The 19,993-nt window shown below is 73.4% G+C and carries 23 protein-coding genes; 12 read left to right on the plus strand and 11 right to left on the minus strand.

The window, feature by feature from the left end; genetic code table 11:
* Positions 1–172: 172 nt before the first annotated feature.
* The 3 genes from ACU610_RS24700 to ACU610_RS24710 are packed head-to-tail and all read right to left on the minus strand — an operon-like array spanning position 173 to position 3,670.
* Entirely contained in the window at positions 173–1,012 is an 840-nt protein-coding gene (locus tag ACU610_RS24700) for a succinate dehydrogenase/fumarate reductase iron-sulfur subunit (RefSeq protein WP_446770329.1), read from the minus strand.
* Entirely contained in the window at positions 1,009–2,955 is a 1,947-nt protein-coding gene (locus tag ACU610_RS24705) for a fumarate reductase/succinate dehydrogenase flavoprotein subunit (RefSeq protein WP_446770330.1), read from the minus strand. The genes ACU610_RS24700 and ACU610_RS24705 overlap by 4 nt, the downstream gene beginning before the upstream one ends.
* 13 nt (positions 2,956–2,968) lie before the next feature.
* Positions 2,969–3,670: a succinate dehydrogenase cytochrome b subunit gene (locus ACU610_RS24710; protein ID WP_446770331.1), complete on the minus strand. Its 702-nt coding sequence runs from the start codon at positions 3,668–3,670 to the stop codon at positions 2,969–2,971.
* A gap of 170 nt (positions 3,671–3,840) precedes the next feature.
* Here ACU610_RS24710 and ACU610_RS24715 point away from each other — a divergent pair, with 170 nt between their 5' ends.
* The gene (locus ACU610_RS24715) at positions 3,841–4,449 is read left to right on the plus strand and encodes a sulfite oxidase-like oxidoreductase (protein ID WP_446770332.1); all 609 of its coding nucleotides are present in this window, start codon (positions 3,841–3,843) and stop codon (positions 4,447–4,449) included.
* A gap of 166 nt (positions 4,450–4,615) precedes the next feature.
* Positions 4,616–5,266, plus strand: coding sequence for an FAD-binding oxidoreductase (locus ACU610_RS24720; protein WP_446770333.1), 651 nt, complete (start codon positions 4,616–4,618; stop codon positions 5,264–5,266).
* A gap of 84 nt (positions 5,267–5,350) precedes the next feature.
* Here the strand turns inward: ACU610_RS24720 and ACU610_RS24725 are convergent, their stop codons facing one another.
* A complete protein-coding gene (locus ACU610_RS24725) occupies positions 5,351–6,838 on the minus strand; it encodes a M1 family metallopeptidase (RefSeq protein ID WP_446770334.1) in 1,488 nt (495 codons plus the stop codon).
* Between the two features lie 219 nt (positions 6,839–7,057).
* Between ACU610_RS24725 and ACU610_RS24730 the strand changes: the two genes are divergently transcribed.
* Positions 7,058–7,573 (plus strand): N-acetyltransferase family protein, encoded by a 516-nt coding sequence (locus tag ACU610_RS24730; protein ID WP_446770335.1) that lies wholly within the window; start codon positions 7,058–7,060, stop codon positions 7,571–7,573.
* Positions 7,574–7,667: 94 nt separating this feature from the next.
* On the plus strand, positions 7,668–8,171 hold the full coding sequence (locus tag ACU610_RS24735) for a cupin domain-containing protein (RefSeq protein WP_446770336.1): 504 nt from the start codon (positions 7,668–7,670) through the stop codon (positions 8,169–8,171).
* Between the two features lie 15 nt (positions 8,172–8,186).
* On the opposite strand, the gene ACU610_RS24740 is transcribed toward ACU610_RS24735, so the two are convergent.
* Positions 8,187–8,885, minus strand: coding sequence for a monooxygenase (locus ACU610_RS24740; RefSeq protein ID WP_446770337.1), 699 nt, complete (start codon positions 8,883–8,885; stop codon positions 8,187–8,189).
* Positions 8,886–9,006: 121 nt separating this feature from the next.
* Here ACU610_RS24740 and ACU610_RS24745 point away from each other — a divergent pair, with 121 nt between their 5' ends.
* From ACU610_RS24745 to ACU610_RS24760, 4 genes are all read left to right on the plus strand, one after another.
* Complete coding sequence (locus ACU610_RS24745) at positions 9,007–9,486, plus strand: hypothetical protein (protein ID WP_446770338.1); 480 nt, start codon at positions 9,007–9,009, stop codon at positions 9,484–9,486.
* Positions 9,487–9,593: 107 nt separating this feature from the next.
* Complete coding sequence (locus tag ACU610_RS24750; RefSeq protein WP_446770339.1) at positions 9,594–10,406, plus strand: formate/nitrite transporter family protein; 813 nt, start codon at positions 9,594–9,596, stop codon at positions 10,404–10,406.
* Between the two features lie 243 nt (positions 10,407–10,649).
* On the plus strand, positions 10,650–10,976 hold the full coding sequence (locus ACU610_RS24755; RefSeq protein ID WP_446770340.1) for a hypothetical protein: 327 nt from the start codon (positions 10,650–10,652) through the stop codon (positions 10,974–10,976).
* Between the two features lie 101 nt (positions 10,977–11,077).
* The gene (locus tag ACU610_RS24760) at positions 11,078–11,563 is read left to right on the plus strand and encodes an anthrone oxygenase family protein (RefSeq protein ID WP_446770341.1); all 486 of its coding nucleotides are present in this window, start codon (positions 11,078–11,080) and stop codon (positions 11,561–11,563) included.
* Positions 11,564–11,599: 36 nt separating this feature from the next.
* Here ACU610_RS24760 and ACU610_RS24765 read toward each other — a convergent pair whose 3' ends face one another.
* A complete protein-coding gene (locus tag ACU610_RS24765; RefSeq protein ID WP_446770342.1) occupies positions 11,600–12,145 on the minus strand; it encodes a DUF1990 family protein in 546 nt (181 codons plus the stop codon).
* Positions 12,146–12,210: 65 nt separating this feature from the next.
* Between ACU610_RS24765 and ACU610_RS24770 the strand changes: the two genes are divergently transcribed.
* The 4 genes from ACU610_RS24770 to ACU610_RS24785 all read left to right on the plus strand — a co-directional run bounded on the left by ACU610_RS24770 (position 12,211) and on the right by ACU610_RS24785 (position 15,853).
* On the plus strand, positions 12,211–13,080 hold the full coding sequence (locus tag ACU610_RS24770; protein WP_446770343.1) for a HipA family kinase: 870 nt from the start codon (positions 12,211–12,213) through the stop codon (positions 13,078–13,080).
* A complete protein-coding gene (locus ACU610_RS24775; protein WP_446770344.1) occupies positions 13,077–13,469 on the plus strand; it encodes a DUF3037 domain-containing protein in 393 nt (130 codons plus the stop codon). The genes ACU610_RS24770 and ACU610_RS24775 overlap by 4 nt, the downstream gene beginning before the upstream one ends.
* A gap of 111 nt (positions 13,470–13,580) precedes the next feature.
* Positions 13,581–13,889, plus strand: a complete 309-nt coding sequence (locus tag ACU610_RS24780) for a twin-arginine translocation signal domain-containing protein (RefSeq protein WP_446770345.1) — start codon at positions 13,581–13,583, stop codon at positions 13,887–13,889.
* Between the two features lie 41 nt (positions 13,890–13,930).
* Positions 13,931–15,853 carry a PhoX family protein gene (locus tag ACU610_RS24785; protein WP_446770755.1) on the plus strand — a complete coding sequence of 641 codons (1,923 nt, stop codon included), beginning with the start codon at positions 13,931–13,933 and terminating at the stop codon, positions 15,851–15,853.
* An 86-nt stretch (positions 15,854–15,939) separates the two neighbouring features.
* Here ACU610_RS24785 and ACU610_RS24790 read toward each other — a convergent pair whose 3' ends face one another.
* The 5 genes from ACU610_RS24790 to ACU610_RS24810 form a co-directional block, all read right to left on the minus strand.
* The gene (locus ACU610_RS24790) at positions 15,940–16,605 is read right to left on the minus strand and encodes a hypothetical protein (protein WP_446770346.1); all 666 of its coding nucleotides are present in this window, start codon (positions 16,603–16,605) and stop codon (positions 15,940–15,942) included.
* Positions 16,606–16,756: 151 nt separating this feature from the next.
* On the minus strand, positions 16,757–17,059 hold the full coding sequence (locus tag ACU610_RS24795) for a 4a-hydroxytetrahydrobiopterin dehydratase (protein WP_446770347.1): 303 nt from the start codon (positions 17,057–17,059) through the stop codon (positions 16,757–16,759).
* A gap of 125 nt (positions 17,060–17,184) precedes the next feature.
* The gene (locus ACU610_RS24800) at positions 17,185–17,895 is read right to left on the minus strand and encodes a phosphoadenylyl-sulfate reductase (protein WP_446770348.1); all 711 of its coding nucleotides are present in this window, start codon (positions 17,893–17,895) and stop codon (positions 17,185–17,187) included.
* Positions 17,892–18,068, minus strand: a complete 177-nt coding sequence (locus ACU610_RS24805; RefSeq protein ID WP_446770349.1) for a hypothetical protein — start codon at positions 18,066–18,068, stop codon at positions 17,892–17,894. Before ACU610_RS24805 ends, ACU610_RS24800 begins: the two co-directional genes overlap by 4 nt.
* A 73-nt stretch (positions 18,069–18,141) precedes the next feature.
* Positions 18,142–19,812: a nitrite/sulfite reductase gene (locus tag ACU610_RS24810; RefSeq protein WP_446770350.1), complete on the minus strand. Its 1,671-nt coding sequence runs from the start codon at positions 19,810–19,812 to the stop codon at positions 18,142–18,144.
* Positions 19,813–19,993: the final 181 nt, after the last annotated feature.

Genomic DNA, 19,993 nt, shown 5'->3' on the forward strand with positions numbered 1-19,993 from the left:
ACCCGGCGCTCGGGTCCCCGCCCTCCGGCGGTCGGCGGCGGCCCCTTCCGGGCACCGCCGCCGGCCCCGTCCAGCGGCCCTCCTGCAGGGTCCCGCTGCGAGCCTGCGCGTGGCGGGGGCAGGAGGGTCCTCGTGCCGAGCTCGCGCGGGGTGGGGAGGACGGGGTCCTCCGTCAGCTCTTCGGCCGGGCCCCGGCGCGCAGGGCGCCGAGCAGGTCGTGGTTGAGCCGGGAGATGTTCTCCATCGAGATGCCCTTGGGGCAGGCCGCCGAGCACTCGCCGATGTTGGTGCAGCCGCCGAAGCCCTCGCGGTCCTGCTGGGTGACCATGTTGACCACGCGCTCGTTGCGCTCGGGCTGGCCCTGCGGCAGGAGCCCGAGGTGGCTGACCTTGGCCGCGGTGAACAGCATCGAGGAGGCGTTCGGGCAGGCCGCCACGCAGGCGCCGCAGCCGATGCAGGTCGCCGCGTCGAAGGCCGCGTCCGAGTCGGCCTTCGGCACCAGGATCGAGTGGGCCTCCGGCGCGGTCCCGGTCGGGGCGCTGATGTAGCCGCCGGCCTGGATGATCCGGTCCAGCGCGCCCCGGTCGACCGACAGGTCCTTGATCACCGGGAACGCCGACGCACGCCACGGCTCGATGTCGATCGTGTCGCCGTCCTTGAACTTGCGCATGTGCAGCTGGCAGGTGGTCGTGGGACCACCCGAGACGCCGCGGCCGTGCGCCGTCCCGTTGATCATCAGGCCGCAGCTGCCGCAGATGCCCTCGCGGCAGTCGTGGTCGAAGACCACCGGGTCGTCACCGGCGAGGATCAGCTTCTCGTTCAGGACGTCGAGCATCTCCAGGAACGACATGTCCGGGGAGATGTCCTCGACCTGGTAGGTCACCATCCGACCCTTGTCGGCGGGGCTCTTCTGCCGCCAGATCCGCAGCGTCAGGGTCATGCCGTGAGGGGCCATGGCCGGGTCGGTCGCCGTGCCGGACGCGAAGCTCGCGCCCTCACGTGTCGCAGTCACTTGTAGCTCCGCTGGGCGAGGTGGACGTACTCGTACTCGAGGACTTCGCGGTGCAGGACGGGGGGAGCGCCTTCCGGCGTCCACTCCCACGCGGCGACGTAGGCGAAGTTCTCGTCGTCGCGCAGCGCCTCGCCCTCGGGGGTCTGGCTCTCGGCCCGGAAGTGCCCGCCGCAGCTCTCGGCGCGGTGGAGGGCGTCGACGCACATCAGCTCGGCGAGCTCGATGAAGTCCGCGACGCGGCCGGCGTGCTCCAGGGTCGGGTTGATCGTGCTCTCGTCGCCGGAGACCTTGAGGTTGGTCCAGAACTCCTGGCGGATCTCGGGGATCCGGTCCAGGGCCTTGCGCAGGCTCTCCTCGGAGCGCTCCATGCCGCACAGGTCCCACATCAGCCGGCCGAGCTCGCGGTGGAACGAGGCGGGGGTGCGGTTGCCGTTGATCGACAGCAGCTTCTGCACCCGGCCCTGCACCTCCTGCATCGCCTCGACGACGGCCGGGTGGCCCTCGTCGACCTTCGGGAACGGACCGTCGGCGAGGTAGTCGTTGATGGTGTTGGGCAGCACGAAGTAGCCGTCGGCCAGGCCCTGCATCAGCGCGCTGGCGCCCAGGCGGTTCGCGCCGTGGTCGGAGAAGTTGGCCTCCCCGATCACGAACATGCCGGGGATCGTGGACTGCAGGTCGTAGTCGACCCACAGCCCGCCCATCGTGTAGTGGACCGCCGGGTAGATCCGCATCGGCGTCTCGTAGGGGTCCTCGCCCGTGATCTGGGCGTACATGTCGAAGAGGTTGCCGTACTTGGCCTCGATGGCCGGCCGGCCCAGCCGCTTCATGGCGTCGCCGAAGTCCAGGTAGACGCCCAGCCCGCCCGGGCCCACGCCGCGGCCCTCGTCGCAGACGTTCTTGGCCTGGCGCGAGGCGATGTCGCGGGGCACCAGGTTGCCGAACGAGGGGTAGATCCGCTCCAGGTAGTAGTCCCGCTCGCCCTCGGGGATCTCCCTCGGGTCGCGGGTGTCACCGCGCTCCTTGGGCACCCACACGCGGCCGTCGTTGCGCAGCGACTCGCTCATCAGCGTGAGCTTGGACTGGTAGTCGCCCTTGACCGGGATGCAGGTCGGGTGGATCTGCGTGTAGCAGGGGTTGGCGAAGTACGCGCCCCGCTTGTGCGCCCGCCAGATCGCCGTGGCGTTGGAGCCCTTGGCGTTCGTGGAGAGGTAGAAGACGTTGCTGTACCCGCCGGTGGCCAGGACGACGGCGTCGGCGAAGTGGGTGCTGACCTCGCCGGTGATGAGGTTGCGCGCCACGATGCCGCGGGCCCGGCCGTCGACCACGATCAGGTCGAGCATCTCGTGCCGCGGGAACTGCTCGACGGTGCCGGCCGCCATCTGCCGCTCCAGCGCCTGGTAGGCGCCGTAGAGCAGCTGCTGGCCCGTCTGGCCGCGGGCGTAGAAGGTCCGCGACACCTGCGCGCCACCGAAGGAGCGGTTGTCGAGCAGGCCGCCGTACTCGCGGGCGAAGGGCACGCCCTGGGCGACGCACTGGTCGATGATGTTGACGCTGACCTCGGCCAGGCGGTGCACGTTGTTCTCGCGGGAGCGGAAGTCGCCGCCCTTGACCGTGTCGTAGAACAGCCGGTGCACGCTGTCGCCGTCGTTGCGGTAGTTCTTGGCGGCGTTGATGCCGCCCTGCGCGGCGACGCTGTGCGCCCGGCGCGGGCTGTCGTGGAACCAGAAGTTCTTGACCTTGTAGCCGGCCTCGCCGAGCGTCGCGGCGGCCGAGCCACCGGCCAGGCCGGTGCCGACGACGATGATGGTGAGCTTGCGGCGGTTGGCCGGGTTGACCAGACGCGCGCGGAACCGGCGGGTGCTCCACCGCTCGCCGATCGGCACGTCCATGGGCGCCTTGGTGTCGGCGATCGGGTCGCCGACGGTGAAGAGGTCGAGAGGCATCGCGTTGAGCTCCTTAGCCGACGAGCCCGAGGAGAACGCTGAACGGGACGAGGAGGAACCCGCCGATCAGCACCACGGAGAAGACCAGGGCGAAGAGGTTGACCGTCTTCTCCCGGCGCTTGTTGCTCTGCCCGAGGGTCTGCGTGGCACTCCAGATGCCGTGGCGCAGGTGCATGCCGAGCAGGATGAGGGCGATCACGTAGACCGCGGTGATGAGCGGGTTCGAGAACCCGGCGACCAGGCGGTCGTAGGGCGTGGTGCCGGGGCCCTCGGGGTTCGCCACGCCCATCGTGAGGTCGAGGATGTGGTAGATGACGAACAGGCCGACGATCACACCGCCCCAGCGCATGGTCCGCGAGGCGTAGCTCTGGGCCACCGCCTTCTTCGTGACGTAGCCGTTCGGCCGTGCCCGCTTGGCCTGCCGCCACAGCGCGATCGCCGCCCAGATGTGGGCGATCACGGCGACCAGCAGCACGATGCGGATGATCGTGAGGGTCGTCTGCGCGGGCACGGCGGGCTCACCGATCGTGCGGATCCAGTGGGAGTAGCCGTTGAACGACTCCCGGCCCGCGAAGACCTTGAGGTTCCCGATCATGTGGGCGATCAGGTACAGCACCAGGATGATGCCGCTGACCGCCATCACGACCTTCTTGAAGACCGAACTCGTCTTCGCGGCCTTGGGCGCTCTGCGCTGGCCGGGTTGCGTCACCGTCACCACAGCCACCGAAGGTATGCCTCTACCACGTTTGCGACCACGTGAACACAGAGTGACTCAGCTCTCGTAAGGGTGCCCTTACCGGCCCGGGTGGTTAGGCTGCTCGGCCGCGTGGGCAGCGCGACACCGGCCGGGGGTTGGCGGGCGTCCCCGCAGGGGAGGGACACGACATGGCTGGACCCACGCGAGGATTCCTCGGCCGCCGCCGCGAGCGCGACCCGCGGCTGCCGCCCGGGCAGTACGACGTCGGCCGCGACTGGCCGATCCTGACCGCCGAGCCGACGCCGCGCATCTCGCCCGAGACCTGGAGCATCACCGTCGACGGCCGGGTGGAGGACCCGACGACGTGGACCTGGGACGAGGCCCACCGGCTGCCGCGCTCGGAGTACCGCGGCGACATCCACTGCGTCACCACGTGGTCGAAGTTCGACACCTGGTTCGCCGGCGTCAGCGTCGACACCCTGCTGGAGGCGGCCCGCCCGACCGCCGACGCGCACTTCGTCGTCGCGACGTCCAAGACCGGCTACACCACCAACCTCCCGCTCGAGGACGTCACCGGCGGCAGGGCGTGGGTGGTGTGGGAGTACGACGGCGGCCCGCTGCCCGTGGAGCACGGCGGCCCGGTGCGGCTGCTGGTCCCGCACCTGTACTTCTGGAAGAGCGCCAAGTGGGTCACCCGGCTGACGCTGCTGCAGCGCGACCAGCCCGGCTTCTGGGAGCAGAACGGCTACCACGACCGTGGCGACCCCTGGCGCGAGCAGCGCTACCAGGGTGACTGACGAAGGACCCCGGGAAGGACCTCGCTTCCCCGCACCGCTCGCAGGCTCGCGGCGGGACCCGGAACCGAGGCCGTCAGCCCCCGGGCAGGCTCGGGGCGAGCCGCGGGACGGGGCCAGGCGGCCGGACGCGCCCAGCGGCGGCTGGCGGACGGCGACCGTCACCGACGTGCGGCATCCCGTCGAGGACGCCGTCCAGCTGCGGCTCGACGTCACCGACCGGGTCGAGCACATGGCCGGCCAGCACTACGTCGTCCGGCTGACCGCCGAGGAGGGCTACACCGCGCAGCGGTCCTACTCGGTGGCCTCCCCGCCCGGTGACCCGCTGGTGGAGCTGTTCGTCGAGCGGCTGGACGACGGGGAGGTCTCCACCTACCTGGCCGACGTCGTCGAGCCCGGCGACGAGCTGGACGTCCGCGGCCCGATCGGCGGCTGGTTCGTCTGGGACGGCGAGCGGCCGGCGCTGCTGGTCGGCGGCGGCACCGGCGTCGTCCCGCTGGTGGCCATGCTGCGGACCGCCCATGACCTCGGCCGCACCGACCTCCTGCGCACCGCCGTCTCCACCCGCACACTCGCCGAGCTGCCCTACGCCGACGAGCTGCTCGCGGCCGGCGCACTCGTCGTCACCACCCGCGAGCCGTACGGCGTCCGCTCGGCCGGGCGGCTGACCGCCGCCGAGCTGGTGCCGCTGTGGGAGCCGGGCCGGACCGCGTACGTGTGCGGGTCCGCCGGGTTCGCCGAGGCGGCCAGTCAGCTGCTCGTCGACCTCGGCGTCCCCGCGGCCGAGATCCGGGTCGAGCGTTTCGGCGCGAGCGGCTGAGAGAGGACCCTCCTGCCCTCGTCGGCCCTCCTGCAGGGTCCCGCCGCGAGCCTGCGAGAGCGGTGGGGGCAGGAGGGCCCTTCGTCAGCCGAGCACCGGTCGCTCCGGCGTGTACAGCCAGGCCTGGAACAGGTCGTCGAGCTCGCGCCCGGAGAACTTCTCCGCCAGGGTGGTGAACTCGTCGGTGGTGACCGCCTGGCCCGCCCGCGAGGTGGCCCACTCGTCGACGACCTGGAAGAAGGCCGTGTCACCGACGACCTGCCGCAGCGCGTGCAGCGTCATGGCGCCGCGCTGGTACACGGCCGGGTGGAACAGCAGTGAAGTGGCTGCGCCGGGATCTCCGGGGAGGACCGTCCAGAACGGCGGCTGCAGGCCGGGGAAGAGCGTGTCCGCGTTGGCGTACAGCTGGTCGAACTCCTTCTGGGGCGTCGAGAGCCCCTCCCGCTCCAGCCACAGCCACTCGGCGTAGGTCGCGAACCCCTCGTTGAGCCAGATGTGCTGCCAGGCGTCGAGCCGGACCGAGTCGCCGTACCACTGGTGCGCCAGCTCGTGCACCACGACCAGGTCGCCCTGCACCGGGTCGGTGAAGAAACCGGGTGCGTACACGGGCCGGGTCTGTGTCTCCAGCGCGAAGGCCATCCCGGGGACGTTGTCGACGATCGCGCCCGCCGTGCTGAACGGGTACGGGCCGAACGACTCGGACAGGAACTCGATCACCTCCGGCTGGCGGGCCAGAGCCGCGTCGACGACCTCACCGACGCTCGGGCCCGCGACGTCCGGGTCCGGGTCGAGCCCGGCCAGGGAGGGGTCGACGGCGTCCCAGTACCGGATGCCGTCGACCTCGTACGCGCGGATGTCGAACTCGCCGACGGCGAGGGTCACCAGGTAGGTGGCCATGGGTTCCTCGGCGCGCCACGACCACGTCGTCCACCCGTCCTGCGTCCGGGTGCCCTCGAGCGCGCCGTTGGAGATGCCCTCCAGCCCCTCGGGAACGGCGATGGACACGGCCACCGAGGCGGCGTCGCGCGGGTGGTCGTTCGCCGGGAACCAGGTGGCCGCGCTCTCGGGCTGGCCGGCGACCAGGGCGCCGTCGGCGGTGTGGAAGAAGCCCGACTGCCCGAGTGCGGGGTCCTGGATCGTGGCCGGCACGCCGTCGTAGGTGACGGCGACGGCGAACTCCCGGTCCTGCCCCAGCGGCCGCGCCGGTGTGATCGTCAGCTCGCCGCCGTCCCGGCTCCAGGTCGCCGGCCGGCCGTCGACCGTCACCGACCGCACCTCCAGACCCTCGAGGTCGAGGTCGAAGGCGGACAGGTCCTGGGTCGCCGTCGCCTCGACGGTCGCGGTACCGGAGAGGACGTCGGTCGCGGGGTCGTAGCGCAGGTCCAGGTCGTAGTGCTCGACGTCGTACCCGCCGTTGCCGTCCAGCGGGTAGTAGGGGTCGCCGATCCCCGGGGCGCCCGGGGTCGGCTCTCCGGACCACTGCCCCTGGCCGTCGTCGGCGGCCGCGGTCGCCGGGACCAGGCCGACGAGGACGGTGGCGGTCGCCACCAGCACGACGGGTCTGCGGGCCATGGCCCCTCCTGGGTGGCTGCGCCGTGTCCCACGCCGGGACAGCGGGAAGCTAGCCCGGCGCGCGTCGCGCAGCCCGGGGTGACGCCGGGTGAGCGCGGGGGGTGGGGCGTTTCCTGACCGGGGAGACCCTGGACAGTCGCTGTGAGCCACGTCACGCGCCTGGGTCGGCGCGGGACCGCCCGCGTCGGGAGCCGTCCGCTGCACCGGGAGGATGGGCGTGTGCACACCGAGGTCTGCCCGGTCGACGCCGTCGACGACGAGCTCCGGGCCCAGCTGCTCACCTGCTGGACCGACGTGAGCAACGCCGGCGGGTCGGTCGGCTTCGTCCCCCCGGTGACCGAGGAGGGGCTCGCGCCGTACCTCGACGCGGTGATCGAGCGGGTGCACCGCGGGCACGAGCTGCTCGCCGTGCTCCGGGTGGACGGCGAGCTCGCCGGGTTCGCCGTCCTGTCGCTGTCGGTCAGCCCGCTGCGGCGGCACTGGGCCACGGTGCTGCGTGTGCAGGTGCGCCCGGAACGACAGGGGCGGGGCCTGGGGCGGGTGCTGATGGCCGGCGTCCACGACATCGCCCGGGCGCGCGGCCTGGAGTTCCTGCACCTCACCGTGCGCGGCGGCACCGGTCTCGAGGCCTTCTACGCGGGCTTCGGCTACCGCGAGTTCGGCCGGATGCCGGGGGCGATCCGCGTGGCCCCCGGTGACGACCGCGACGAGCTGCACCTGACCTGCCGGCTGTAGTCCCGTCACCCTCCGCGCGCCGCGGACTTGATGCCGCTGCCTGTCCGCTGGATCCTGCCCCGGACCCCACACCCGCACGGAGGGGAACGCCGGCATGAGCTTCGACGAGCGCGGATACGTCCTCGGCGCGGGGGAGGGGACGGACTCCTGGTTCCTCGACACCCGCATGACGGTCAAGGCCGGCGGCGCCCAGACCGGCGGAGCGTTCACGTTCCTCGAGTTCTCGGCGCCGGTCGGGTTCGGGCCGCCGCGCCACGTGCACCACGTGGAGGACGAGGGCTTCTACGTCATCGACGGCGAGCTGGTCGTGGAGTGCGGCGACCGCCGGTGGACGGCCGGCCCCGGGGGCTTCGTCCTCCTGCCGCACGCGATCCCGCACGTCTTCGTCGTCACCCGGGGGCCGGTGCGCGGGCTGCAGATCACCTCGCCCGGGGGGTTCGAGGACCTCGTCGCCGAGCTCGGCCGGCCGCCGACGGGCCCGGGTCTCCCGGAGCCCAGTGAGCCCGACGTGCCGCGCCTCGCGGAGGCCGCCACCCGCTACCGCCACGAGATCCTCGGCCCGCCGCTCACGCTGGCGGACGTCGCGACACCCGGCTGACCGCCGCGGCTGTCGTCAGGCCAGGGGGTCGCGGCCGCCCAGCGTCCCCGCGGCCGAGAGCAGCGCGAGCCGGGCGAACAGCTCCTCGGCGTACCAGCCCTCCTGCGCGGTGCGGGTGACGACGGCGGCGTGCGGGGCGCGGTCGTAGGCGAAGGAGTTCAGCGCCGACGCGGAGTCCCACACGCTGAAGGTGCCCTGCAGCCCGAGCGGTGCCTCGCCGATGCCCAGGGCCAGGCGCAGCCCCGGGCTCTCGTGCAGGTCGGCCGAGACCGGCGGGACGGCGCGCCAGAAGGTCACCGCCTTGCGCGGGGTGAGCCGGGCGCGGGTGACCGCGGCGACCGGGCCGTCCCAGCGCTGCGGCCAGGGCCGCCCGAAGGGCTCCTGCCGCGACCAGCGGCCGCGGGCGGCGAGCGGCCGCATCCGGGCGCTCCACTGCTCGTCGGCGATCCGCTGCCACCGGGCGACGACGTCGCCGGACTCGAACGCGGCGGCCGCGCGTGCGTCGTCCCACACGGCGAGCAAGGCCCAGCGGCGGGGGTCGGCATCGCGCACGGTGAAGCTCCGGCCGCTGCCCGTGCCCAGCAGCTTTGCGAACCGCAGCCCGGGGGAGCGGCGCAGCGGACGCCGGTCGGTCGCCATCCGCAGCAGCGCGGCCGGCACCGACCGGCCGGGCACGCCCCAGACGTGCAGGGTCGCCAATCGTCGCGTGGTCACGTTCCCGATCCTCCCCGTCACGGACGGCTTGCGCCGCGTCGAGGCCGTCGTCCAGAGCCCTGTCGGGCAGGGACCGCCGCTACCCTGCGTGTTTCCGGTGCTGCGGAGCGAGGGGACTGGTATGGCCGACCAGACTGATCGCCGGCAGGACCTGCTGCGGCGGATCAACGCGCGCCGGGCGGGGGTCGAGGCCTACCTGCGCCAGCGGCGACCCCGCGTCCGGCGGTGGGCCACCGTGACGCTGGTGCTCACGTCCCTGTCGGCCGTCTTCACCGCCGGACCCGCGCTCGGCGGGGTGTCGTTCGCCGAGGCGGTCCAGAACCTGTTCGGCCTCGACAGCAGCTCGACGGTGTGGAAGACGCTCTGCTTGCTGGCGCTGCTGGTCTCGGTCGGCGCCACGGTCCTGACCAACATCACCAGGACGCGCGACCCCGTCGCGGAGCTCAGCGCGGTCGAGGCGGCCGACGCCGAGCTCGAGGGGCTGGCCACGCTGCTGGAGTTCGGCACCCTCTCCGTCGAGGACGGGGTGAAGCTCTACCAGCAGTACGTCACCAAGATCCCCTTCATCGACGACGCGCCCGCCGTCGCCCGTCCGGGCTGAGCGACGCCGACGTGTGCGGCCGGGGGGAACCCGGGTAGCCCCCGTCCGGTCACGCCTCCGCCTCGGACCCAGGGGAGGCCGGCGGGCCGCCCGAGAGGAGACCCGCCGTGGCGCAGACCGCACGCGAGGAGCTGGGCGAGACCGACGCCCCGGTCGAGGACCAGGTGGCGCAGGCCTTCGACCGGATCGTCGACGAGGGGGCGCAGCGGCTGCACCGCAGCTGGCGGGAGGTGCTCACCACCGGTCTGGCCGGCGGGCTCGAGGTGGCCACCGGCGTGGTCGCGCTGCTGGCCGTGTACGCCGCGACCGGCAGTCACCTGCTGGCCGGGCTGGCGTTCGGCATCGGCTTCATCGCCCTGATGCTCGCCAAGAGCGAGCTGTTCACCGAGGGCTTCCTCGTGCCGGTGACCGCGGTGGTCGCCGGCCGGGCGAGCACCGGCCAGCTGGTCAAGCTGTGGGCCGGGACCCTGGTCGCCAACCTCGTCGGTGGCTGGCTGGTCATGTGGCTGGTCGTGCACGGGCTCCCCGAGCTCGGCGCCACCGCGGTCGAGTCGGGCCGGACCTTCGTCGAGGCGCCGCTGGACCTCAAGGCGGTCTCGCTGGCGCTGCTGGCCGGCGCCTTCATCACGCTGATGACCCGCATGCAGCACGGCGCGGACTCCGAGGCGGGCAAGCTCGCCGCGGCGGTGGCCGGGGCGTTCCTCCTCGCGGGCCTGGTGCTGTTCCACTCGATCCTGGACTCGCTGATCCTCTTCGGGGCGATCCACCACGGCGCCCCGTACGGCTACGGCGACTGGCTGGCCTGGTTCTGGTACACGACGCTGCTCAACGTCGTCGGCGGGCTGGTCGTCGTCACGTTCCTGCGGCTGGTGCGGAGCAAGGAGCTCATCGAGCGGGAGCGGTCCGCCGCCGCCTCCTGAGGACGCCGTCCGCCGGGCCTCCCGCGCGGGACGCACGGTGCTCGCCATGCCGTCCGGCGTGATCGAGCGCGACGGCCTCACCAAGCGCTACGGGGAGCGGGCCGCCGTCAGCGGCCTCACCGTCCGCGTCGAGCCCGGCCGGGTCACCGGCTTCCCCGGGCCCAACGGCTCGGGGACGACGACGGTGCGCTGCGTGCTCGGGCTCACCCGCCCGACCGCAGGGACGGCGACGGTGCTCTCGGCGTGCCCTACCGCGCGCTGGGCGCCGTGCTGCGCCCGACGGCCGGGGCGGTCGGCCTCGGGGTCGCACTGGCGTTCGTGGCGCCGCCGGTGCTCGCGCTGGCCGGCGGCGCGGTCGCCCCCCGGCTCTCCCAGGCGCTGCCCGCGCTGCCCGCGGGGGAGGACCCGTTCCTCGCCGTCCCCACCGGGTGGGCCGTCGGGCTGGTCGTGGGCGGAGCGTGGGCGCTCGGCGCCTGGGCGACCGGCGCGGTGCTGCTCGAGCGCCGCGACGTCTGGGGCGGCCGCCCCGGCGCGTGCGGACCCGGCCGCGAGGACGGCCTGGCTGGCTAGGCTGCCGCCGGCGGGGAGGTCGTGTGCTCCGCCCGGGCCCTCCTCATCACGGGCACGACCTGCGCCAGCTCCACCGACGACACCGCGAGGAGGGGACCTCCGTGAGTCCACTGCAGCGCACTCCGGCCGGCAGCGCCCGGCCGGTCGCGCTCCTCTCGGCGGTGCTGGTCGGCCTCCTCGCCGGGGGGATGCTCCTCATCGAGGTGGTGCTCCTGCCGTTCTGGCGCAGCGTCCCGCCCGAGGAGTTCCGCCGCTGGTTCACCGCGAACGCCCCGCGGATCCGCGCGCTCATGGTGCCGCTGGGTGCGGCCGCGGGGACGGTCAGCGTCGCCACGGCGGTCTCGGAGGCGTCCGGTTCCCGCCGTCCCGGCCCGGCCTCCCTGACGGCCGCGGCAGCCACCCTCGGCGTGGTGGCGGTCACCGTCGCGGTGAACGAGCCGGCCAACGCCCGGTTCACGGGGGGAGCCCTGACCGATACCGGGACCAGGGACCTGCTGGGCACCTGGGCACGCTGGCACCACCTGCGCGTCGCCCTCGGGATCGTCGCCGCGGTGGCCGCAGCGTGGGCCCTGGGGCGCCGGCCCTGAGGCGACCGGGGATCCCGTGCCCGCGACCGACGGTCCTCAGCCGCGGGCGGCCCGGCGGACGGCGGTCAGGTAGCGGGCGGTGGCCAGCCGCTGGACCAACGTGCTCACCGGCCCGCCGAGCCGGGCCATCGGCGAGGCCAGCCGGGCGAACACCCGCAGCCTGAAGACGACGTCCCCGCCAGGCTCGAGCCGCACGAGGAACGCCTCCTCGCCGCTCTCCGGGTGGCCGGGCAGCGTGCCGTAGGCGAAGCCGCGCTCGTCGCCGGTCGTCTGCGCCCACACCACGCGGCAGGGGATCTCGTAGCCCAGCCGCGACAGGCCCGCCGTGAGGACGACGACGGTGCCCGGCTCGCCCGCCGGCCCGGTGGCCCGCACGCGCAGGCCGACGCTGCGCTGCATCCGCCAGTCGAACACCGCCGCCGCGGCCCGCTCGAAGGTCGCCGTCCCCGAGCCGACGACGACCGAGCGCTCGACCGTGTCGTAGCCGGCCGGCAGCTCGGGGTCCCGCGTCGCCCCCACCTCCGGGTAGGTGAACGGGACGTCGGTCAGGTCGGCGGGGTCGGTCGCACGCAGGAGGCCCACATCCGCAGTGTCCCCGGTGACACTGCCGGTCCAGGGGTCCGCCCGCCGGTAGGGTCGCGGCCACTGTGCTACCCGCCGTCACCGCCACCCGCTACGTCACCCCGCTGCGCGAGGGTGGCTCGCTGCCGGGGCTCATGGAGGCCGACGACCTGGGCACCTACGTCGTGAAGTGGCGGGCCGCCGGGCAGGGCGTGAAGGTGCTCGTCGCCGAGGTGGTCTGCGGCGAGCTGGCCCGGGCGCTGTCGCTGCCGGTGCCGGCCCTGGTGACCGTGGACGTCGCCCCGGAGCTCGCCGTCGGGGAGCCCGACGTCGAGGTGCAGGAGCTGCTGCAGCGCTCGGCCGGGGTCAACCTGGGGCTGGACTACCTGCCGGGGGCGCTGGACTTCGAGGCCGGCGTCGGGTCGGTCGAGCCGGAGCTGGCGGGCCGGGTGCTGTGGTTCGACGCGCTCATCGGCAACGTCGACCGCTCCTGGCGCAACCCCAACATGCTGTTCTGGCACGGCCGGCTGCAGCTGATCGACCACGGGGCCGCGCTGACCTTCCACCACAACTGGCCCGGTGCGGCCGCCGCGGTGTCCCGCCCCTACGACGCCGCGCAGCACGCGCTGGTCGAGTGCACTCCCGACGTCCGCGCCGCCGACGCCGCGCTCGGCCCGCGGGTCACGCGGTCGCTGCTGGAGCACGTGCTCGCCCAGGTGCCCGACGACTGGCTGGAGGAGGAAGGACCCCGGCCTCCCCACCCGTCACCTGCCCCCGACGAGGTCCGGGCCCGCTACGTCGACCATCTGCTCGCCCGGCTGGCCGCCCGGGACGCGTGGCTGCCGCCGCTGGTGGCCACCGCGGCCGCGGGCGGGTCACGGCGCCGGGCCCCGCGGGGGGAGAACCGGCCGTCGTGGCTGGGGCCGCCACCGCCCGAGGGGATCACCCAGCGATGAGCCGGGACACCTTCGAGTACGCCGTCCTGCGGGTGGTGCCGCGGGTGGAACGCGGCGAGTCGCTGAACGCCGGCGTCCTCGTCTACTGCCGGCAGCGTGACTACCTCGGTTCACGGGTGCACCTGGACACCGACCGGCTGCACGCCCTGGACCCCACCGCCGACGCCGAGGCGATCCACCGCGCACTGCAGGCCGCCGCGGACGTCTGTGCCGCCGACCCCGCCTCGGGTGCCGCGGGACGGGAGGCGCTGGGCTCGCGGTTCCGCTGGCTGACCGCGCCGCGCAGCACCGTCGTGCAGGCCGGGCCGGTGCACACCGGGCTCACGGACGACCCGGACGCCGAGGCCGACCGGCTGCTGGAGCTGCTCGTCCTGCCCGTCCAGGGCTGACCCCTCACAGCGACCTCACAGGTCACGGGAGGTTCACCTCGCGGCCACCCGATCTGGGAAGGCCCCTGCCTAGCGTGCAAGGGTCCTTCGTCACCTGATCAGAGGAACCTGATGACGGACATCCGCGCCCCCCGGCGCCGCTTCCTGCCGCTGCTCGGTGCCGACACGGTGCGGCACGGCACGACCAGCCACACCACGTGCTTCTACAAGTGCGGCAACGCCTGTGACCGGCCGGTGCCCAACCGGACCGACAACCCCACCTTCGCGTCGGTCGTGCAGACCGCCGTCAGCCGGCGCAACGTGCTGAAGGCCGCCGGGGCCAGCGCACTGGTGGTGGCGGCCGGGCCGGCCCTGCCCGCGGCCGCCTCCGACCGACCGCGACACCACGGTGGCAGCTCCGCTGCGGGTGGGGCGCGCTGACCTTCCAGCCGGTCGAGCAGAACCAGCTCGACGAGCTCGTCATCCCTGCCGGCTACTCCTCCACGGTCGTCATGCGCTGGGGCGACCCGGTCGAGGAGGGCGCGCCGGAGTTCCGCATCGACGCCCAGACGCCGGAGGCGCAGGCCAAGCAGTTCGGCTACGACTGCGACTTCATCGGCTGGCTCCCGCTGGACGACGACAACGCGCTGCTCGTGGTCGACCACGAGTACACCGACGAGCAGCTGGTGTTCACCGGCGTCGCCGACGAGGAGGGCGCCGGCGACATCACCGACGAGCAGAAGCGCATCGCGATGATGGCGCACGGCATCTCCGTGGTGCAGGTCCGCCGCGTCGGCCGGACCGGTCAGTGGCGGCCCACCCCCGAGCGGGACCGCAACCGGCGGATCACGACCGACACCGAGTTCGAGCTCACCGGTCCGGCCGCCGGGTCGGAGTACCTGCAGACCAGCGCCGACCCGAGGGGCCGCACCGTCCGGGGGACGCTGAACAACTGCGCGGGCGGCATCACCCCGTGGGGCACGACCCTGCACGGCGAGGAGAACTTCAACCAGTACTTCGGCGCCTCCGCGCCGATCACCGACGCCGAGCAGCTGGCGGCCCTGGAGCGCTACGGAATCGACGGCGCGGACGCCCCCACCCGCCGGTGGCAGACCGTCGACCCCCGCTTCGACCTGGCGCGCGAGCCCAACGAGGTCAACCGGTTCGGGTGGGTCGTCGAGCTGGACCCCTACGACCCCACCTCGACGCCGAAGAAGCGCACCGCCCTGGGGCGCTTCAAGCACGAGGGCGCCAACATCCAGATCGCCCGGGACGGCCGGGTCGTCGCGTACTCCGGCGACGACGAGCGCTTCGACTACGTCTACAAGTTCGTGTCGAGGAAGGAGTTCCGCACGGGGGACGGCCGCAGGGCCCGCGAGCACAACGCGACCCTGCTGGAGGAGGGCGACCTCTACGTCGCCCGCTTCACCGGCGACTCCCCGCCCGCCGAGATCGACGGCAGCGGCGCGCTCCCCGGCGACGGCCAGTTCGACGGCACCGGCCGGTGGATCCCGCTGGTCGAGAACGGGAGGTCCACGATCCGTGGCAAGGACGTCGCCTGGGTGCTCACCTTCACCCGGCTCGCCGCCGACCGGTTGGGCAAGCGCCTCGACGACAACGGCGACCCGGTGCTCGACGCCGCGGGCGAGGAGATCGTCGACGACCCGTCGAAGGTGCCGACCACGATGGACCGACCCGAGGACATCCAGGTCAACCCCGTCAACGGCCGGGTGTACGCGGCGCTGACCAACAACTCCCGTCGGGGCACCGAGGGCCGGCCGGGCGCGGACGAGGCCAACCCGCTCACGCGTTCCTTCGCCTACGTGGAAGGCCAGGACGGCGCCGAGGGGACCTTCGCCGAGCAGCCGGGCAACGACAACGGGCACGTCATCGAGTGGGAGGAGAGGGGATCGGCCAGCGGGACCGAGTTCACCTGGCGCATCTTCCTGCTCGCCGGCGACCCGGACCGGCCCGAGACCTACTTCGCCGGCTACGACAAGTCCCAGGTCAGCGCCATCTCCTGCCCGGACAACCTGGAGTTCGACCCGGCCGGCAACCTGTGGATCTCCACGGACGGCACCGTGCTCTCCACCCGCAACCAGGAGGCCGACACCACCGGACTGGTGGGTACCAACGACGGGCTCTTCGCCGTCCCGACCGAGGGGCCGGAGCGCGGTCACCTCAAGGCGTTCCTCACCGTGCCCATCGGTGCCGAGTGCAGCGGCCCGATGATCCCGGCGGACGGGAAGTCGGTGTTCGTGTCGGTGCAGCACCCCGGTGAGACGACCGGGTCGACCCTGGCGACCCCGTCGAGCACCTGGCCCGAGCACCGGGCCCAGGGGGGTTACCCGCGGCCCGGCGTCGCGGTGGTCTTCCGCCACGACGGAGGCCGGGTCGGCAGCTGAGCGCACCGCGCACGACGGCCACGGCGCGCCGTGGCCACCCGGTGGTCACGGCGCGCCGTGGCGCGCGCTGGGAGGGACCCGGGGGATCACCCCCGTGGCGTCCGGCTCCTCAGGGTGAGCAGCGGGACGGCGAGCCACGTCAGGGCACCCAGGAGCTTGCTCCCGTCCTCCAGCAGGAACCGGTGGTGGAGGACGGTGTCGGCCAGCGCCGAGAAGCCGAGCCACGCCAGGCCCAGCAGGAAGGCGATCGTGCTGCCGGCACGGGGGGTGCGGACGAACCACACGACGAGGACCGCGGCCAACACGGCGTAGCCGCCCAGGAACAGTTCCTGCGGCACACCGTTCTCCGGTCCGACCGCCTCGTGCAGGAGGAAGGCGTCGTCCACCGCCAGCGCCACCGCCAGGACGGCGAACAGTGCGGCGCGCCGCCGGTGCGTGCGGACGACCCCGGCTGCGAACAGCGCCAGCGTCGCGACCGCGGTCCAGGTCATCACCGTGAGGGTGCTGACCGCGCCGCTGTACCAGGCGATGCCCGCGAGGTCCTGGACGTCGCGGGTGAACGCGGCCACGGGCGCGTCCAGCACCCGCGACGCGAGTGCCGTGGCGGCGACCAGCAGGACGCCGGCCAGCTGCGTGGCGGCGATCGGCCACCAGGCCGTTGCCCGCCCGTGCCGTCGAGCCGGCCCGGCAGGCGGCGGGGGCTGCGGTGGGGAGGTCGCCGAGCGCTGGAGTGAACGGGGTGCAGGACTCACCGCGAAGTCACCGCAGGGCGGGATGTGGAGTCGGACACCCGCTGCACGCTAGGTGACGCCGCGCGTTCGCGCTGTGTCCACCAGTCGTTCACCCCTGATCGACCGCCCATCTCGGGGGACGCTGTCCGCCGATCGGATGACCCGTCCGCGGTCAGCCCGGCAGCAGGCCGTCGATCCGGCGGGCGAGCTCGAGGTCCAGCTCGGTGACCCCGCCGGCCGAGTGGGTGACCAGCGTCAGGTGCAGGGTGCGCCAGCGCAGGTCGACGTCGGGGTGGTGGTCCATCTGCTCGGCCACGAACGCGATCCGCACGAGGGCGGCCACGGCGTCCGGGAAGCCCGGCAACCGCAGGCTGCGGCGGATGCCGTCGCCGTCCCCGGACCACAGCGGCAGCCCCAGCAGGGCGGCGGAGAGCTCGTCGGGGGAGAGGCGCGGCGGTGGGGGCACGGCGGCCATCCTGCCGCGCGCGACGGCCTCGTCCCAGGGGCCCGCGGCGCCGGCCCCGTCCCGAGGCCCACCCGAGTCCGCGAAGGGTGAGGAGGACGGGGTCCTTCGATGCTGGGGTGGGACGAGGTCCTCGATCAGAGGTGCAGTCCGCACTCCGTCTTGCCGCGGCCGGCCCACCGCCCGGCGCGCGGGTCCTCGCCCGGGGCCACCGGCCGGGTGCACGGCGCGCAGCCGATGGAGGCGTAGCCGATCTCCTGCAGCGGGTTGACCGGCACCTGGTGCTCCGCGATGTAGGCGTCGACGTGCTCTTGGGTCCAGGCGGCCAGCGGGTTGACCTTCACCATGCCGCGCTTGGCGTCCCAGTCGACGACCTTCGTGCCCGCGCGGGTGGGCGACTCGTCGCGGCGCACGCCCGAGCCCCAGGCCGCGTACCCGGCGAGGGCCTCGGCGAGCGGCCGCACCTTGCGCAGCGAGCAGCACAGGTCGGGGTCGCGGTCGTGCAGTCGCGGGCCGTACTCGGCGTCCTGCTCGGCGACCGTCTGCTCGGGCAGCACGTTGACCAGCGTTATCGGCATGACGCCGCTGACCCAGTCGCGGGTGCCGATGGTCTCGGCGAAGTGGTAGCCGGTGTCGAGGAAGACCACGTGGACGCCGGGGACCGCCCGCGACGCCAGGTGCGAGAGCAGCCCGTCGGCCATGGAGGAGGTGACCGCGAAGCCGTCCCCGAAGGTCTCCCCGGCCCAGCGCAGCACGGCCAGCGCCTGCTCGACGGGGTCGGTGATCCCCTCGAAGCGGGCGTCGGCCTCCGCGGCAAGCTCGGGCGTGGGCCAGACGGCGGTCGTCATGGCTGCTGCACTCCTGTCCCGGTGAGCCGGACGGTGAAGGTCCGCAGGCAAGCGGCGCAGTGCCACTCGCTCCCGTCCCCGTGCGGGGTCAGTTCCTCGTCCCCGCAGTACGGGCAGAAGAACACGGGCAGCTGCCGCGCTCTTCCGCCATCACCGGGGGGATCCTCCGTCACGCAGCCTCCCCGCCGGCGCTCGTCGGTCTCGCGACGGGGCGTGCTGTGCTCATCGGTGACCTCGCGAGCTCGGTCACACCAGCCAGGACTCCTCGGCCCGCGCCACGTAGGCGGCGAACCGCTCGCCGGGCTCGCGGCGCTCGAGGTAGCCGCGCAGCACCCGCTCGCAGTAGTCGGCGGTCTCGGCCTTGGTCACCTTGTGGCCACGGAACTTGCGGCCGAAGGCGGCCTCGGTGCCGAGGTGGCCGCCCAGGTGCACCTGGAAGCCCTCGACCATCTCGCCGCTGTCGTCGCGCACCATCGAGCCCTTGAAGCCGATGTCGGCGGTCTGGAACCGGGCGCAGCTGTTCGGGCAGCCGTTGACGTTGATGCCGATCGGCTCGTCGAAGTCCGGCAGCCGCTTCTCCAGCTCGGCGTAGAGGTCCTGGGCGTGCTGCTTGGTCTCGACGATCGCGAGCTTGCAGAACTCCAGGCCCGTGCAGGCCATCGTGCCGCGGCGGAAGGCGCTCGGGCGCACCAGCAGGTCGTGCTCGGCGAGCGCCGCGACGAGGCCCTCGACCCGCTCGTCGGGGACGTCGAGGATGACCATCTTCTGCTGCGTCGTCGTCCGGGTGCGCCCCTGCCCGTACTCGTCGGCGAGGTCGGCGATCCGGGTGAGCAGGGTGCCGGTGATCCGGCCGGTGCGCAGCGCGAAGCCGACGGCGTTGGTGCCGTCCTTCTGCCGCGCGACGCCGACGTGGTCGCGTGACTCGTGCTTCGGCGGGGCCGCCGCGGGGCCGTCGGGGAGCTTCTCGTGCAGGTACTCGTCCTCCAGCACCTGGCGGAACTTCTCCGGGCCCCAGTCGGCCATCAGGAACTTGATGCGGGCGCGGTTGCGCTGCCGGCGGTAGCCGTAGTCGCGGAAGATCGAGGTGCAGGCCGCCCAGACGTCGGTCACCTGGTCGGGCCGCACGAAGACGCCGATCCGCTTGGCGAACATCGGGTTGGTCGACAGGCCGCCGCCGACCCACAGGTCGTAGCCGGCCTCGCCGTCGGCGTTGCGCACGCCCACGAAGGAGACGTCGTCGATCTCCGGCTCGGTGCAGTGGTCGACGCAGCCGGACATCGACGTCTTCCACTTGCGCGGCAGGTTGCTGAACTCGGGGCTGCCGACGTACTTGGCCACCGTCTCCGCCATGACGCCGGAGGCGTCGAGGACCTCGTCCTCCAGGACGCCGGCCAGCGGGCAGTTGAGCATGCCGCGGGGGGTGTCGCCGCAGGCCTCGGTCGTGGTGAGGCCGACCGCTTCGAGCCGGCGCCAGATCTCGGGGACGTCCTCGATGCGGATCCAGTGGTACTGGACGTTCTGCCGGTCGGTGACGTCGGCGACGTCACGGCCGAACTCGGTGCTGATCCCGCCGATCGTCCGCAGCTGGGCGCTGGTGAGCGCGCCGCCGTCGGTCCGCACCCGCATCATGAAGTAGGAGTCCTCGAGCTCCTCCGGCTCCAGCACGGCGGTCTTCCCGCCGGGGATGCCCTGGGCCCGCTGGGTGTAGAGCCCCATCCAGCGCATGCGGCCGCGCAGGTCGCTGGGGTCGATGCCCCCGAAGCCGGTGTGCGCGTAGATGTCGAGGATGCGCTGGCGGACCTCGAGCCCGTCGGAGTCCTTCTTCATCCGCTCGTTGGGGTTGAGCGGCTCCCGGTAGCCCAGCGCCCACTGGCCCTGGCCACGCTGGGGCCTGTTGCTGGTGCGGGGAGTCGTCACGATGGCACTTCCTTCTGCGCGGCCCGTCGCGGCGCCGGGACCGGACGGGGTGGGCGCTGCCGGATCGGGAGGCGCAGCGGGTGCTGCGGGGGACCGGGGTCAGCGCGCGGGGCGACAGACCGCGCTGCTGACCAGCGCGAGGTCGATGTGACGGCGCGCGACGAGGAGGAGGGCGCGAGCG

This window comes from Geodermatophilus sp. URMC 61 (genome assembly GCF_052931555.1).